Raw genomic sequence first — 14924 nt, forward strand, 5'->3', positions numbered from 1 at the left:
GCGCCGGAGTCGGCGCCCGGCTCGTGGTGCTGGCCACGGGCAAGCACGCGCTGCGCGGCCACCCGCGGCGGGGGGCGCCCTCGCCGGGCGCATTGGGGCTGAAGCTGCACCTGCGCGGGCCGGTGCCGGAGCGCGAAACGGTGCTGCTCCCCTTCGAGGGCGGCTACGCGGGCTTGCAGCCCTTGCCCCCGGGCGAGGGCGGCGGCGCCAACCTCTGCGCCGCGCTGCACGGGCCGCCGGGCGAAGCGGCGCGCGACGGGTGGGCGCTGCTGGCGCGCGTGGCGGCCGGTTCGGCGTTGGCGGCGCGGCTGCTCGCGCCGATGGAGCCGGCGTGGGACCGGCCGCTAGCGGTGGGCGGCGTGCCCTACGGCTTCCGGCACCGGGACGACGGCGGCGGGGCGTCCGACACGTTCTACCGCGTCGGCGACCAGGCGGCGGTGATCCCGTCCTTCACCGGGTCGGGCGTCGCGGTGGCGCTGCACTCCGGGCTGGCGGCGGCGGAAGCCATCCTCGCCGGGACGGGCGCACGGCGCTTCCACGCCGAATGGCGCCGCCGCTCCGGCGGGCCGATGCGCTGGGCCGGGGCGGCGGCTTGGATGCTGCGGGCCGTGCCCTACCTCACCGCCGCCGGCGCGGCGACCGGCCCGCCGGCGGTGCTGACGATGGCCGCGCGGCGGACGCGGATCGGAGTCGTGGCTCCCTAGTCGATGCTGAGCTTGAGGCGCGCGACCATGCGCTTCTCGTACTCGACGCGGTCCTTGGCGAAGGACAGGTACTCGGCCGGGCCTAGGTACTCCTTGGGCATTTCCCAACGCGCGATGATCGCCTGCGACGCTTCGTCCTCGTAGGCCTTGCGGAAGGCGCGGTGCAGGATGTCCACTATCTCGGGCTGCATCCCTTTGGGCCCGACGATGCCGTAGGGCGAGGTGACGACCATGTCGTAGCCGAGTTCGCGGAGCGTCGGCGCGTCGGGGAAGGTGGGCAGGCGGTCGCGCGTCCAGACGGAGAGGAGGCGCAGCTCGCCGCTTTCCACGTTCGGGCGCCAGGCCTGCGCGTCGGCGACCACGTCGATCTGCTTGCCGAGCAGCGCGGTGACGCCCTCCTGCGAACCGCGGAACGGGACGTGCGTCATCTGCGCGCCTTCCCGTTCCAGGATCTCCTCCATGGCGATGTGGTTCGTCGTGGCGATGCCGCTCGTCGAGTAGGTCAGCGCGCCGGGGCGGCGCTTGGCCGCGTCGATCAGGTCGCGGAAGGCCTTGTACGGGCTGTCGCTGCGGACCGCGGTGCCGAAGGTGAAGCCGCTCACCTGCATTATGTAGGTGAAGTCGTTGATCGGGTCCCAGGTGGGCTGCTTCGTCAGGAAGGGGTGGCGCAGGATGGACAGGTGGTGGTGCGCCAGCGTGTAGCCGTCGGGCTTCGCCTGGTTGATGAGGAAGATCGCGGCCTGGGTGCCGCGGGCGCCCGGGCGGTTCTCCAGCACCACGCTCTGGCCGAGATCGCGGCCGACGATCTCGAACATCGTGCGGTGCAGCGCGTCCAGGCTGCCGCCGGGCGGCCAGGGGATCAGGAAGCGGATCGGCCGGTCGGGGAATTTGCCCTGGGCGCGGACGGCGGGCGCGGCGGGCGCCGAGGCGATGAGGCCGAGGGCGGCGCGGCGGGTGAGCGCGGGGTTCGCTGGCATGGCGGGGCGCTCAATCGATGCGGAGGTTGAGGCGCTGGGCCATGGCGCGCTCGTACTCCGCCCGGCGCGCGACGAAGGCGCGGTAGTCCTCCGTGTTGTAGTATTCGAGCGGCATGTCGAAGTTCGCCCGCACCGCGGCGTTGGCGGGGTCGAACAGCGCCTCCTTGCAGGCGTCGTGCAGCACCTTCACCAAACCGGGGTCCATGCCCTTCGGCCCGGAGAGGCCGTAGGGCGAGTTGACGACCATCTCGTAGCCGAGCTCCTTCAGCGTCGGCACAGCCGGGAAGCGCGGGGAGCGCTCGGCGGTCCAGACGCAGAGCGGCCGGAGCTGCCCGCCGTCCACCAGCGGCGCCCAGGCCGAGCTGTCGGCGACGCTCATCACCTCGCCGGACGCGACGGCCACCGCCGCTTCGTTGGAGGCGCGGTAGGGCACGTGGACCAGCTCGATCTTCTCGCGCGCCGCCAGCTCCTCCATCGTGATGTGGTTGGTGGTGGCGATGCCGCTGGTCGTGTAGGTGAGGCGGCCGGGGTTGGCGCGGGCGTAGGCGAGGTAGTCCGCCCAGGTCTTGATCGGCCCGTCCGCCTTCACGCAGACGCCGAACAGCCAGCCGGTCAGGCCGATGATGTGGGAGAAGTCCGCCACCGCGTCCCAGGGCGGCGTGCGGACGATGTAGGGCCGCCTGATGATCCCGAGGTGCATCTGGCTGATGGCGTAGCCGTCCGGCCGCGCCTGGGTGGCCAGGTGCAGCGCGCCCATGGTGCCGGAGGCGCCGGGGCGGTTCTCCACCACGATGTTCTGCCCGAGCTTGCGGCCGGCGATCTCGGCGAGCGAGCGGAGCTGCGCGTCGGCCGAGCCGCCGGGCGGCCAGGGGACGATGAGGCGGATCGGCCGGTCGGGGAATTTGCCCTGGGCGAGGGCGGCGGGCGCGGCGAGCGCCGCGCCCCCGAGGGCTAGTGCCGTGCGTCGGCCGATCCGGGTCGCGGACGTTTCCATGGCGGGCCTCCCTTTTCTTGCCGCCAGTCTGGCGGAAGGCCCGCCCGGCCGGAAGTGCGGCCGGCGCCGTCGTCAGGCCGGGACGCGTTCCCGGAGCGGGAGCATGATGTCGGTCAGCAGCTCGGGCGGCGGCGTGGCGCGGGGGTCGTTCACGTACTCCTCGAGGCCGGGACGGTCGGCCGGCTCCTCGCCGCTCGCGGGCAGCCATTCGCCGTAGAGCCAGCCGTAAGGACGCTCCAGTTCGGCGTAGGGGCCGCGGAAGCGCAGCACGGCGACGCGGCGGGCGGCGGGCACCTCGATGATGCCGACCTCGCCCTCCCCGGCGACCTCCGGCCCGACGGTGAAGCCCGCGTCGGCACGAAGGCGCTCCGCCGGCACGGTGCCGGGGTCGTCGTGGTAGAGGCCGAAGAAGCGCGTTTCCCGCCCTATGAGGCCGCGCGCGGCGCCCCAGGCTTGCAGGCGGTCGAAGGCGCCGCCGATCCCGTGGTACGGGCCGACATGGCGGATGGCGGCCAGGCGCAGCGCGGGCAGTTCGCGCATCTCGACGTGGTGCATGGTTCCGTTCTCCTGTTCCTCGGGTGGGCCGTCGCCGGAAGGGACGGGCAGACCGACGCCGCCGCGCGTCCGGTAGGCCGCGGGCGGGATGCCGTGGGCCGCGCGGAAGGCGCGGGTGAAGGCCGCGGCGCTGCCGTAGCCCGCCCGACGCGCTATGCGCGCGACGGGCTCCCCGCTCCGCAGCAGATCGACCGCGGCGCGGGACAGCCTGGCGCGGGCCAGGGTTTCCACCGGCGTTTCGCCCGCCACCGCCCGGTAGATCCGGTGGAAGTGGCAGGGCGAGAAGGCGGCGACCGCGGCCAGCTCCTCCAGCGTCGGCGTCCGGTCCGGGCGGCCCGCGACATGCGCCATGGCGCGGGCGATCCGGCGGCCGTAGTCGAGCTGGGTGGCGGGTCTCGTCGGCATTCCTGTCCCCTCCGGCCCGGCCGTTCTGCCGCAGATCGGGTTGATCGCGCTTGCGGAGTCGGCCCGGCCCATCGGGCTTGCCTCCTGGCGCCGGCGGGACCACGTTCCGCCCGCCCATCCTTCCCGTTTCAGGACTCCGCGAGAAACATGCCCGAGAGTTTCGACCTCATCGTCATCGGCGCCGGCCCGGGCGGCTACGTCTGCGCCATCCGCGCCGCCCAGCTCGGCATGAAGGTGGCCTGCGTGGAGAAGCGGGCGACGCTGGGGGGCACCTGCCTCAACATCGGCTGCATCCCCTCCAAGGCGCTGCTGCAATCCAGCGAGCACTATGAGGAGGCGCGGCACAAGTTCGCCGACCACGGCGTGATGGTGAACGGGAACGTCGGCCTCGACCTCGGCCGGATGCACGCGCGCAAGGGCGAGGTGGTCTCGGCCAACGTGAAGGGCGTCGAGTTCTTGTTCCGCAAGAACAAGGTGGCTTGGCTCAAGGGCGAGGGGCGCATCACGGCGCCCGGCAAAGTCGCGGTGAACGGCGAGGAGTACGAGGGGAAGAACATCGTCATCGCCTCCGGCAGCGAGAGCATCCCGCTGCCGGGCGTCGAGGTGGACGAGAAGAGCATCGTTTCCTCCACCGGCGGGCTGGAGCTGGACCGGGTGCCGGGGCACCTCGTGGTCATTGGCGGCGGCTACATCGGCTTGGAGCTGGGCAGCGTGTGGCGCCGGCTCGGCGCCGAGGTGACGGTGGTGGAGTTCCTCGACCGCATCGTGCCGGGCATGGACAACGAGGTCGGCAAGACGTTCGAGCGCGTGCTGACGAAGCAAGGCTTCAAGTTCAAGCTGAAGACCAAGGTGACGGGCGCGCGCAAGGGCAACGAGGGCGTGGTGCTGACCGTGGAGCCGGCCGAGGGCGGCCCGGCGGAGGAGATCAGGGCCGACGTGGTGCTGGTGGCGATCGGCCGCCGCGCCACCACCGAGGGCTTGGGCCTCGACGCCGTAGGCGTGGAAGTGGACGAGCGCGGCAAGGTCAAGGTGGACGGGCACTTCGCGACCAACGTGCCGGGCGTCTGGGCCATCGGTGACGCCATCACCGGGCCGATGCTGGCCCACAAGGCCGAGGAGGAGGGCGTGGCGGTGGCCGAAATCATCGCCGGCCAAGCGGGCCACGTGAACTACGAGGCCATCCCCGGCGTGGTCTACACCTGGCCGGAGGTCGCCTCCGTCGGCCGCACGGAAGAGCAGCTCAAAGCCGAGGGCGTGCAGTTCAAGGCCGGCAAGTTCCCCTTCACCGCGAATGGCCGCGCGCGGGCGATGGGCGACACGGACGGGTTCGTGAAGATCCTGTCCGACGCGCGCACCGACCGGCTGCTCGGCGCGCACATCATCGGGCCGGACGCGGGCACGCTGATCGCGGAGCTGGCGATCGCCATGGAGTTCGGGGCGTCGGCGGAGGACGTGGCGCGGACCTGCCACGCGCACCCGTCGCTGAACGAGGCGGTGAAGGAGGCGGCGCTGGCGGTGGACGGACGGGCGTTGCACATTTGAGCGACGACGCCCCGCGCCCGGGGAGCGAGGTGGCGGTCGTTGTCAGGCGGTGGGTCAGGCTTTCCGTTCTCGCCTTGCTGCTGTTGGTCCTGGTCGCGGTCACCCGGTTGGGCGGGTTCCCTTGGGTGGAAACGCTCGGGGTCGCGCTGACGGCCGCCGCGCTTTGGTTGGGCCAGTCCTTCGTGTTCCGGGCTCTGGCGCGCGGGCGCCTCGCCCGCCGCCCCGTCGCGCCGCGCGGCGGGGAGGGCGGCCCGAATCGGCCCGGATGATCAAGTACATCGGCTCCAAGCGCCTGCTGCTGCCGCGCATCCTCGACGCGGTCCGCGCCGCCGCGCCGCCCGGCGCGACGGTGGCGGACCTCTTCTCCGGCACCGCGCGCGTCGGGCACGCGCTCAAGGCGGCGGGCTACCGCGTGGTGGCGAACGACCACAACGCCTACGCCCACGCGCTCGCCACCTGCTACGTGCAGGCGGACGCGGAGCGGCTGGCGGAGGCGGCGCGGCGCGCGCTCGACGACCTGTCGCGCCTGCCCGGCCGCGCCGGCTGGTTCACCGAGACCTACTGCGTCCGGTCGCGCTACTTCCACCCGTCCAATGGCGAGCGCATCGAGGCGATGCGCGAGGGCATCGCGGCGCTCTCGCCGGAGCCGGAGTTGGAATCGGTGCTGCTCACCGCATTGCTGGAGGCGGCGGACCGCGTCGACTCCACCGCGGGCTTGCAGATGGCGTACATGAAGGCGTGGGCGCCGCGGGCGCTGAGGCCGATCGCGCTCCGCCTGCCGAAGCTGCTGCCGCGCCCCGCCGCCGGCGGTTGCGCCGCCTTGTGCGGCGACGCGGAGGCGGTGGCCGCGACGCTGGAATGCGACGTGGCCTACCTGGACCCGCCCTACAACCAGCACTCCTACCTGCGGAACTACCACGTGTGGGAGACGCTGGTGCGCTGGGACCGGCCGGAGGTGTACGGCGTGGCCTGCAAGCGCGCGGATTGCCGCACCCGCGTGTCCGCCTTCAACAGCCGGCCGGGCATCGGGCCGGCGCTGGAGCGCACGATCGCGGCGCTCGGCCGCTGCCCGACGCTGGTGGTGTCCTTCAACGATGAGGGCTACCTCCCGCGCGCCGAGCTGGAGCGGATGCTGGGCGCGCGGGCGCACCTGCATGTCATGGAAATACCCTACGGCCGCTACGTTGGCGCCAAGATCGGCATCCACAATCCGCGCGGGGAGAGGGTCGGAACCGTGGGGCACCTGACGAACGTGGAGCACCTCTTCATCGCAAGCGACCGCGAATTCGACCTGCCGGCGGCCGCGCCGGCGCGGCAGGCAACGGCGGCGTGATGGAGTACCGCCCCTCCATCAAGCGCAAGGCCGCGGGCTTTTCGCTGCTCTTCCTCGGTGTGCTCGGCACCGTCCTGCCGATCCTCCAGGGCTTCCTGTTCCTGGCGCTCGGCCTGTTCGTGCTGCGCGACCAGTACGCCTGGGCGCACAGCGGCATGGAGAAGCTGCGGCGCCGCTGGCCGAATCAGGTGGCCGGCGTCGAGTCGCTGGAAGGCCGGATGATCGGGTGGTTCAGCCGCCAGCGCGAGCGGTTGCGGCTGACGCGCCGCGGCCCCGGGTAGCGCCCGCAGGCGGAACGCGCCGGCCGCGCAAGGTCACGCGACGGTCACAATCGCGCACCGGACCCGTCTCCTAAGCCCCGCATCATGCGGCGGCATCGGGAACAGGGGGCGCTGCGCGCATGGCCAACAGGTTCGACACCCTGAGCGGCGAAGCGCCGCTCGTCATCGGCCACCGGGGCGCGAGCGCCTACCTGCCGGAGCACACGCTGGAGGCTTACCGGCTCGCAATCCAACTCGGCGCCGACGTGGTCGAACCGGACGTGGTGCCGACCAAGGACGGCCGCTTGATCGCGCGCCACGAGAACGAGCTGAGCGGCACCACCGACGTTTCGGCTCGCCCGGAGTTCGCCGACCGCCGGACCACCAAGGCCATCGACGGCCAGGAGGTGACCGGCTGGTTCTCCGAGGACTTCACCCTCGCCGAGATCAAGACGCTCTATGCGAAGGAGCGCATCCCGGAAATCCGCCCCGGCAACACCGCCTACGACGGGCTCTACCGCGTCCCGACGCTGGAAGAGGTCATGGCGCTGGCGCAGTTGCTGGGCGGCTCCTACGACATCGCCTTCAACCTGGACCCGGCCAACGCCCCGCTGGGCGGCGACGTGAACGCCTATGCCGGCTTCAACTACCCGCTGCGGCCGGAAAGCGCCGCCAAGGGCGACCTCCAAGCGCCCGCCGCGCTCCAGGCGATGGCCGACCTCTACGCCGAGGCCATCGGGCCGTTCAAGGACTACATCCTGCCGACCGTGGCGCAGCGGCCGCCCGTGGACGGCGACGGCGACGGCCGGGCGCAGATCGCGCGCCGCCTCACCGGCGAAACCACGCAGCTCGTGGAGGACGCGCACGCCGCGGGGCTGGAGGTCATCCCCTACACGCTGCGCGACGAGGAGGCCTTCCAGGCGCTGCGGCCGGACGGGTCGGTGCGGCCGCCAGAGGAGGAGTACCGGCAGCTCATCGAAACGGGCATAGACGGCTTCTTCACCGACTCGCCCGACACCGGGCGCATCCTCGTCAACATCCTGTCCAACGAGCCGGCGCCCGCCGAGCCGCTGGAACCCGAATTCCTGGGCGAAGCGGTGGCGCCCTACGGCACGGGCTTCGGCGGCTTGCGGATCGGCGGCCTGTCCGCCCTCGCTTACGACGCGGGGAGCGACGCCTTCCTGGCGCTGTCCGACGACCGCTCGCCGCAGGCGCGCTTCTTCACCGTGCGCCTCGACCTGTCGGACGGCGCGCTGTCCACGGGCGACGAGAGCTTCACCGGCGTGCAGGTGCTGGCGGATGGGGCGGGGCGCCCCTTCGCCGACGGCGCGCTAGACCCGGAGGGCTTGGCGCTGGCGGCAGACGGTTCGCTGTACCTAGCGTCGGAGGGGGGACGCGAACGCGCTGGTCCCGCCGCTCGTCGGCGCCTTCACCGCCTTCGGCGCGCAGACGGGTTCGCTGCCGGTGGGCGGCGACTACCTGCCCACCGCCGACCGGGCCTCGGGCGTCCGCGACAACCTCGCCTTCGAGGGGCTGACCCTGTCCCCGGACGGGCGGAGCCTCTTCGTCGGGACGGAGAACGCGCTGCACCAGGACGGGCCGGCGGCGAGCCTCACCACCGGTTCGCCGTCCCGCGTCGTCGAGTACGACACCGCCACGGGCCAGCCGGTGGCCGAGTACACCTACCGCACGGAGCCGGTGCGGGCCGTGCCCTCGCCCGCCGACGCCTTCGCCACCAACGGCTTGGTGGAATTGCTGGCCCTCGACGACCAGGGGACGCTGCTGGCGCTCGAGCGGTCCTTCTCCACCGGCGCCGGCAATGACATCCGGCTGTTCCTCGCCCGGCCGGACCCGGCCGGACCCGACGGGAGCGGCCGGGTGCCGTTGCGCAAGGAGTTGGTGCTCGATTTCGACGAGATCGGCGTCGCCCTCGACAACGTCGAAGGCATGGCCTTCGGGCCGGACCTGCCGGACGGGCGCCGGACCCTGGTGTTCGTTTCGGACGACAACTTCGCCGAAACGCAGATCACGCAGTTCCTGGCCTTCGCGGTGAACGGCGGCGGCGCGGCAGGGCTCGTGTGACGCGGCCGCAGCACGGGGCGCGCAAGGCGCACGGCCCCGTCGAGGAGCCCCGTGCGGGCCGGGCGCCCTAGCTTTGGCGGGTCAGGTGCTGCCGGTGTCCGGAGCGGGCGCCGGCGCGGGCGCGCGCTCGGGCAAAAGCGACCCAAGCGCCGGCGGAGGCCACCAGCAGCGTCGAAAAAACGGCCCAGGCCAACAACACCATCGCGGCTTCTTGGAGCATCGCGGTCGGGAGGAGGTCGAGCCAGATCAGTGTGACCAGGGCCGTCAACCCCAGCACGCAATGTTCCAGTGCCTGCGATCGCATTTTTGGTTAATCTCCCAGGGATCGCAGGCTCGGGGGCTCCCGCGCATCACCTGGGGACAACTTTTATCCACCACGCATATGTGAAGCAAGCATTGATCGCAGTCGTTTTGTTGCCGCGAAATCGTCAGATTGTTGATTCTAATACATCTGCGCCGCTATCACGGTTTTGTGATCTCAGTCGCGCCGTCTGGGAAAGCAATCCGCGTCCCGGGCCAGGGCCTCTCGACGGTGCGGACGCCGCCCCGGGCGTTTGCCCGAACGCGGCGCGGAAGGCCGAGCCGAAGGCGGGGACGCTCGCGTAGCCTACCATAGCCGCCGCCCGGGCGGACGGTATTCCTTGCGCCAGCAACGCGGCCGCTTCGGACAAGCGCAGCATCTGGCGCCAGCGGCCGAAGCTCATGCCGGTCTCGCGTCGGAATAGCCGTGTCAGGGTGCGCGAGCTGGCGCCGCATTCCACCGCCCAGGCTTCCAGGGTCAGTGGCTTGGCCGGGTCGGCCTGGAGGGCGGCCGCGAGCCGGAGGAGGCGCAGATCGCGCGGCGCCGGCACCCCGAGGGGCAGCGGGGGCGCGCAGGCGATCTCGTCCAGGATCAGCGCGGCGACGTGGCCGGCCCGCCCGGCCGGGTCCCATTCCAAGGGTTCGGCGCAGGCGGCGAGGATCAGCTCCCGGAGCAGGGGCGACACCGCCAGCACGGCGGCCGAGGGCGGCCCGCTCGCCGCTTCCGCCGCGTCGCGCCGCACGAACAAGGCCCGCATCGCCACCCCACCCCGCATGGACACCGCGTGCGGCAGGCCGGCCGGCACCCAGAGCGCGCGGCCCGGCGGCACCACGAAGCCGGCCGCTTCCGTGGACACGCGCATGACGCCGCCCGTGGCGTAGAGGAGTTGCGCCCGGGCGTGGCTGTGCCAACCCGTTTCGTGCCCGTTCGGGTAATCGCGCGCGTAGGCCGCCAGCGGCCGGTCCACCCGGTCCTGCGGGAGAGGCAGCCGCGTGGGCACCGCTGTCTGGCCCGCGCGCGACAGGGAACGGCCCGACCTCGCCATCCGGCCAGTGTAGCGTGTTTGTCGACTGGAGGAACGCGCCGCCATGCGGGACCACGCCACCCGGCAGATCGCCTTCATCAACCTGGCCCACGTTTTCACGCACTACTCGCTGCTGATCCTGGCGACGGCGGTGCTCTTCATGACCCTGCAATCGCCGGGCGAGTTCGGTGCCGAGTACGGCCCGATCCTGGCGCTCGGCACCGCCATGTTCGTGCTCTACGGCCTCGGCTCCCTGCCGATGGGGTGGCTGGCGGCGCGCTTCGGGCGGAAGGCGCTGATGGCGGGGTTCTTCCTCGGCACCGGGGCGGCGATGATGGCGGCCGGGCTGGTGTCCTCGCCGCTCGCGCTCGGCGCCGCCCTGGCGGTGATGGGCGCCTTCGCGGCCATCTACCACCCGATCGGCACCGCCATGCTGGTGGAGGCGGCGGGCGACCGGGTGGGCCGGTCGGTCGGGGTCAACGGCGTGTTCGGGAACCTCGGCGTCGCGTCGGCGCCGGTCGTTTCCGCCTTCCTCGCGGCCCAGGCCGGCTGGCGCTGGGCCTTCCTCGTGCCGGGCGCGTTGTGCCTGCTCGGCGGGTTGCTCTACCTGCGCGAACCGGCCTTCGACGCGGCCAAGGCGGGCGGCGGGCAGCGCCCGTTCCCGGCCATCCCACCGGCCGTGGTGCGCCGCGCCGTGCTGGTGCTGATGGCCATCGCCGCCGTGTCCGGGCTGGTGTTCAACGCCTTCACCCTGCTGCTGCCCAAGCTGATGCAGGAGCGCCTCGCCTCCTCGCCGGACCTCTTGCCGGTGGTGGGGCTGCTCGCCTTCCTCACCACGCTCTGCGGCGGGCTGACGCAGTTCACCGTGGGCCGGTTGATCGACCGGCACCGGCTGAAGCGCGTCTTCCTGCCGCTGGCGCTGGCCTTGCTGCCCTGCCTGGTGCTGCTGGCCTTCGCGGACGGGGTGCTGGTGCTGCCCTTGGCCGCGGTGGTCGCCGCCTCCGTGTTCGGGCAGGTGACGGTGAACGAGACCATGACGGCGCGCTACGTGGCGCCGGCGCTGCGCGCCAAGCTCTATTCGGTGCGCTTCACCGTGGGGTTCCTCGGCGCCGCCGCCGCTTCGCCGCTGGTCGGCCTCCTGCACGAGCGGACGGGGAGCCTGTCGCTGCCCCTGCTGGTGCTGGCCGCCTTCGCCGCGGTGACGCTCGCCTGCGCGCTGCTGTTCCCGGACCGACCGGAGGAGCTGCGGCCCGAACTCTGGGCGCGCGACGGCGGCGGCGGCGCCCGGTCGGCGCCGGCCCCGGCGGAGTGAAGGCGGGCGCCGCCCGTCAGGCCACCGCCTCCGGGACGGCGGCTGTGGCTGTGGCTGCGGGCCGCCGCGGTGACGGGTCCGGCCACGCGGACGGGGGTTGGGCGGGGAGCGGCGACGGCGGGTCGTGCGGCAGCGGGGCGTGCGGCGCCGAGTCTTGCGAAGGGGCGGACGGCGGCGCCGGGGCCTTGGCGGCGTGCGGCGCCGCCGCCGCGAGCGCCCGCCCGAGCGGAAAGGCGATGTCGGCCCGCAAGCCCTCCACACCCCAACCGAAGGCAACGGTTCCGCCCAGTTGGCCGCGCGCGGTCGCGTCGATCACCTTGGACCCGAAACCCCGGCGTGCCGGTGGTCCGGAGATGGCCGGACCGCCGCTTTCGGCCCAACGCAGCACCAGCAGGCCGGCGTCCTCGTCGACGCGCCAGGACAGCCGCACCCGCCCTTCCGGCCGGGACAGCGCGCCGTACTTGGCCGCGTTGGTGGCCAGCTCGTGCAAGACCACGGCGAGCGGCTGCACGGCGGCTGCGGCGAGCGGGACGGGCGGCCCTTCCAGCGACGCGGCGGCGCTTCCGTCGGCCGAAAGCCCGCCGCCGGCGTAGGGGGCGAGTTCGCGCTCGGCCACGGTGCGCAGGTCGGCGCCGGCCCACGCGCCGTCGGCGAGGAGCGCGTGCGCGCGCGCCAGCGCCGCGACCCGCCCTTCCACCGCCAGCGCGTAGGCCGCCGCGTCCCCCTTCGGCGTCAATCGCAGCACCGATTGCACGACCGCGAAGACGTTCTTGGCGCGGTGGTCCGCCTCGCGCGCCAGCAGCGCCTGCAACGCTTCCGCTTCCCGCCGCTTGCGGGTCTGGCGGAGGACCAGGCCGAGCGGCAGCAGTCCGGCCAGGAGAATCAGCGCCGCGGTGAAGCCCTCCACCCGCACGAAGGCCGCCTCGTAGCGCGCGCGCTGCGCGGTCTGGTCGACGTAGACCTCGACGACGCCGAGCACGGCGCCGTCCCGCAGCACGGGGACGTAGGCTTCGGCGTAATACGCCGGCCGGTGCGGCGGGGCGCCGCGCGCCGCTTCCACGTGCGTCCCGCCCGCGAGGAGGCGCTTGGCGACCGGGCTGCTGCCCCGGTGGGAGGCGAGGTCGCGCTCCATGTCCTCGGGGGCGATCCGGTCGAGGTCGTCCGACACGAAGACGAGGTCGCCGCGGCCGTCGAAGATCTTGTAGCGGAAGACCCCGCCGACCTTGCGCGCCATCGCCAGGCGCGTGAGGGCCTCGGGCGAGGGGGCGCGCCGCTCGACCAGCGCCGACAGGTCCGGCAGGTTGGTGGAAAGGTCGGCGGCCCAGGACAGCGCCTCCGCCTCGGCGTCCTGCCGGAGCAGTTCGGCGGAAATCCTGTCGTTGAGCGCGGCCCCGCCGCCAGCGAGCAGGACGGCCGCGAGGGCGGCGGCGCCCAAAACGCCCGCCCCGCCGCGGCCGAAGCGGCGGCGACCGTTCCGATTGTTGCTCCCCACGCGCGCCGCGCCTCCGCCTCCGCGGGCCGGCGGCGCGCGGTCGATCCCGCGCGACGCCCCGCTTCCGGAGCGCCACTAAACACGAAATTTTGATACCAATGCAAAACAAAAAAGCTTGCCTGGGATCGCCTCGCTCCGGCTGGGCGGCGGCGTGCCGCTCGGCCGGCCCGTCCGGCGCGGTCAGGCCAACAGCGCTTCCACCCCGACTCCGGTGACGTTGTCGAGGAACACGGCGTCGCCGTCCCAACCCCAAACCAGCCAGGTGCCGGTGCCGCCGACCCCGTCGCCGCCCTCCATCGCCCAAGGCGTGTAGCCGTAGGCGGTGTTGGCCGCGATCCGGTCCACGCCCACCTGGAAGTCGGCGACGCGGTCGTACCCGCCTTCCCAGGCGTCGAACACGAACAGGTCCGCGCCGTCGCCGCCGCGCAGCACGTCCGTGCCCGCGCCGCCGTCCAGGCGGTCGTCGCCGGCGCTGCCCTCGATGACGTCGTTGCCGCCGAGGCCGTCGATGCTGTCGGCGCCGTAGCCGCCGAGCAGTTTGTCGTTCCCCGCCGTCGGCGCGTGGCTGTAGCCGGCGTTGAAGCGCGCCAGCATCTCGGCCGCGGGCACCGCCAGGTCGCCGCCGGACGCGACGACCAGGAAGTTCTCGACGCCCGACACGGTGTCGGTGCCGAAGCCCCCGCCCAGCCCGCCCGGGGTGGGCTTGATCACGAACACGCCGTCGCCGGGGCTCGTCACCACCAAGCCCGAACGGCCGAGGTTGAGGACGTAGGTGTCCGACCCGGCCCCGCCCTCGATGAGGTCGTCGCCGGCGCTGCTCCGCATGGTGTCGTCGCCCGCGCCGCCGACCAGGGAGTCGTTGGCGGCGGTGCCGGCCATGTCCTGGCCGGCCGCCGCGGCCACCGCGGCCGGGGGCGGCGCCGGGACGAGCGCCGGCGCATTGGCGGCGGGCGGGACCGGCTTGGTGAGTTGCTCCACCGTGGCGCCGGTGACGCCGGCGATGAACACCCGGTCGTTGTTCCAGCCCCAGGTGAGCAGCGTGCCCGCCACGCCGTCCCGCATGTCGTTCGCCACCCAGGGTTGATACCCGTAGTCGCCCGTCGTCGAAACGCGGTCCACGCCGAGTTGGAAATCGGTGATGCGCTCCGGTCCGCCCGAGACGGACCCGCCTTGCCAAGCCCGGAACACGAAGGTGTCGGCGCCCGCGCCCCCGGTCAGGACCTCGCCGCCGTGGCCGCCGTCGAGCGTGTCGTTCCCCGCGCTGCCCACCAGCACGTCGTCGCCGTTGGTCCCGAGTATGTATGCCATGTGATCTCCCTCCACCCGGAGCCGCTCCCCCACGGACGCGGCCACCGGATGGGCGACAATTATCTTGTATGCAGATTGATAGGGCAGCCTAATCAACCGTGTGGAGATAAACTTTCAGCGATAATAATACCTTCTTAAATTAAACCTGTGCGCAATATATAGAAACGAACGGGTGCGGCTGGGCGCCGCCGGCCGGCTTCCCTCTTCCGCGGGCCGGCCGGCGGCGCCCGGGGTCGGCGCGCGGCTTGACCCCGCCGCCGCGGCGCGGCTTTCCTCGCGCTCATGCCGCTCCTCTCAGGTCGCGCCAAGCTCGCCGGGGTCCTCGGCTGGCCGGTGGCGCATTCCCGTTCGCCGCTGCTGCACGGCACTTGGCTGGAGCGGCACGGCGTCGACGGCGCCTACGTGCCGCTGCCCGTGCGCCCCGAGCGGTTCGCCGCGTCGGTGCGCGCCCTGGCCGACCTCGGCTTCCGCGGCGCCAACGTCACGCTCCCCCACAAGGAGGCCGCCTTCGCCTTGTGCGACCGCTTGGCGCCCTCCGCCGAACGGGCGGGCGCGGTCAACACGCTGGTGTTCCACGACGACGGCCGCGTCGAGGGCTCCAACACCGACGGCTTCGGCTTCCTGGAGAACTGCGC

The 14924-nt window shown here is 72.9% G+C and carries 14 protein-coding genes and 1 pseudogene; 8 read left to right on the forward strand and 7 right to left on the reverse strand.

All coding sequences use genetic code 11. The features are described 5' to 3' along the window. The coding region (locus ABD067_RS24725; RefSeq protein ID WP_343898092.1) for an NAD(P)/FAD-dependent oxidoreductase at window positions 1–704 on the forward strand (704 nt) is incomplete at its 5' end. Here ABD067_RS24725 and ABD067_RS24730 read toward each other — a convergent pair. The 3 genes from ABD067_RS24730 to ABD067_RS24740 all read right to left on the reverse strand — a co-directional run bounded on the left by ABD067_RS24730 (window position 701) and on the right by ABD067_RS24740 (window position 3635). Beyond that, window positions 701–1681, reverse strand: a complete 981-nt coding sequence (locus ABD067_RS24730; protein ID WP_343898093.1) for a tripartite tricarboxylate transporter substrate binding protein — start codon at window positions 1679–1681, stop codon at window positions 701–703. The genes ABD067_RS24725 and ABD067_RS24730 overlap by 4 nt on opposite strands. A 10-nt stretch (window positions 1682–1691) precedes the next feature. Then, the gene (locus ABD067_RS24735) at window positions 1692–2675 is read right to left on the reverse strand and encodes a tripartite tricarboxylate transporter substrate binding protein (protein ID WP_343898094.1); all 984 of its coding nucleotides are present in this window, start codon (window positions 2673–2675) and stop codon (window positions 1692–1694) included. Window positions 2676–2747: 72 nt separating this feature from the next. Next, window positions 2748–3635, reverse strand: a complete 888-nt coding sequence (locus tag ABD067_RS24740; RefSeq protein ID WP_343898095.1) for an AraC family transcriptional regulator — start codon at window positions 3633–3635, stop codon at window positions 2748–2750. A gap of 147 nt (window positions 3636–3782) precedes the next feature. Here ABD067_RS24740 and lpdA point away from each other — a divergent pair, with 147 nt between their 5' ends. The 5 genes and pseudogenes from lpdA (at window position 3783) to ABD067_RS24765 (ending at window position 8852) form a co-directional block, all read left to right on the forward strand. Beyond that, window positions 3783–5177, forward strand: a complete 1395-nt coding sequence (gene lpdA, locus ABD067_RS24745) for a dihydrolipoyl dehydrogenase (RefSeq protein WP_343898096.1) — start codon at window positions 3783–3785, stop codon at window positions 5175–5177. Then, window positions 5174–5446, forward strand: a complete 273-nt coding sequence (locus ABD067_RS24750; RefSeq protein WP_343898097.1) for a hypothetical protein — start codon at window positions 5174–5176, stop codon at window positions 5444–5446. The genes lpdA and ABD067_RS24750 overlap by 4 nt, the downstream gene beginning before the upstream one ends. Next, the gene (locus tag ABD067_RS24755; protein WP_343898098.1) at window positions 5443–6510 is read left to right on the forward strand and encodes a DNA adenine methylase; all 1068 of its coding nucleotides are present in this window, start codon (window positions 5443–5445) and stop codon (window positions 6508–6510) included. The genes ABD067_RS24750 and ABD067_RS24755 overlap by 4 nt, the downstream gene beginning before the upstream one ends. Further along, window positions 6510–6791, forward strand: a complete 282-nt coding sequence (locus tag ABD067_RS24760; protein WP_343898099.1) for a PGPGW domain-containing protein — start codon at window positions 6510–6512, stop codon at window positions 6789–6791. Before ABD067_RS24755 ends, ABD067_RS24760 begins: the two co-directional genes overlap by 1 nt. Before the next feature lie 119 nt (window positions 6792–6910). Then, a pseudogene (locus tag ABD067_RS24765) lies at window positions 6911–8852 on the forward strand (esterase-like activity of phytase family protein). A gap of 67 nt (window positions 8853–8919) precedes the next feature. Here the strand turns inward: ABD067_RS24765 and ABD067_RS24770 are convergent. Both ABD067_RS24770 and ABD067_RS24775 read right to left on the reverse strand, forming a co-directional pair. Next, complete coding sequence (locus tag ABD067_RS24770; RefSeq protein ID WP_343898100.1) at window positions 8920–9129, reverse strand: hypothetical protein; 210 nt, start codon at window positions 9127–9129, stop codon at window positions 8920–8922. Window positions 9130–9280: 151 nt separating this feature from the next. Beyond that, complete coding sequence (locus ABD067_RS24775) at window positions 9281–10153, reverse strand: AraC family transcriptional regulator (protein ID WP_343898101.1); 873 nt, start codon at window positions 10151–10153, stop codon at window positions 9281–9283. An 88-nt stretch (window positions 10154–10241) separates the two neighbouring features. Here ABD067_RS24775 and ABD067_RS24780 point away from each other — a divergent pair, with 88 nt between their 5' ends. Next, complete coding sequence (locus ABD067_RS24780) at window positions 10242–11489, forward strand: MFS transporter (RefSeq protein ID WP_343898102.1); 1248 nt, start codon at window positions 10242–10244, stop codon at window positions 11487–11489. Window positions 11490–11505: 16 nt separating this feature from the next. Here the strand turns inward: ABD067_RS24780 and ABD067_RS24785 are convergent, their stop codons facing one another. Further along, window positions 11506–12981: an HWE histidine kinase domain-containing protein gene (locus ABD067_RS24785; RefSeq protein ID WP_343898103.1), complete on the reverse strand. Its 1476-nt coding sequence runs from the start codon at window positions 12979–12981 to the stop codon at window positions 11506–11508. 180 nt (window positions 12982–13161) lie between these two features. Further along, the gene (locus ABD067_RS24790; RefSeq protein ID WP_343898104.1) at window positions 13162–14289 is read right to left on the reverse strand and encodes a calcium-binding protein; all 1128 of its coding nucleotides are present in this window, start codon (window positions 14287–14289) and stop codon (window positions 13162–13164) included. Between the two features lie 282 nt (window positions 14290–14571). Between ABD067_RS24790 and ABD067_RS24795 the strand changes: the two genes are divergently transcribed. Continuing rightward, the coding region (locus tag ABD067_RS24795) for a shikimate dehydrogenase family protein (RefSeq protein WP_408871596.1) at window positions 14572–14924 on the forward strand (353 nt) is incomplete at its 3' end.

The organism is Craurococcus roseus (assembly GCF_039523795.1).
Classification (GTDB): domain Bacteria; phylum Pseudomonadota; class Alphaproteobacteria; order Acetobacterales; family Acetobacteraceae; genus Craurococcus; species Craurococcus roseus.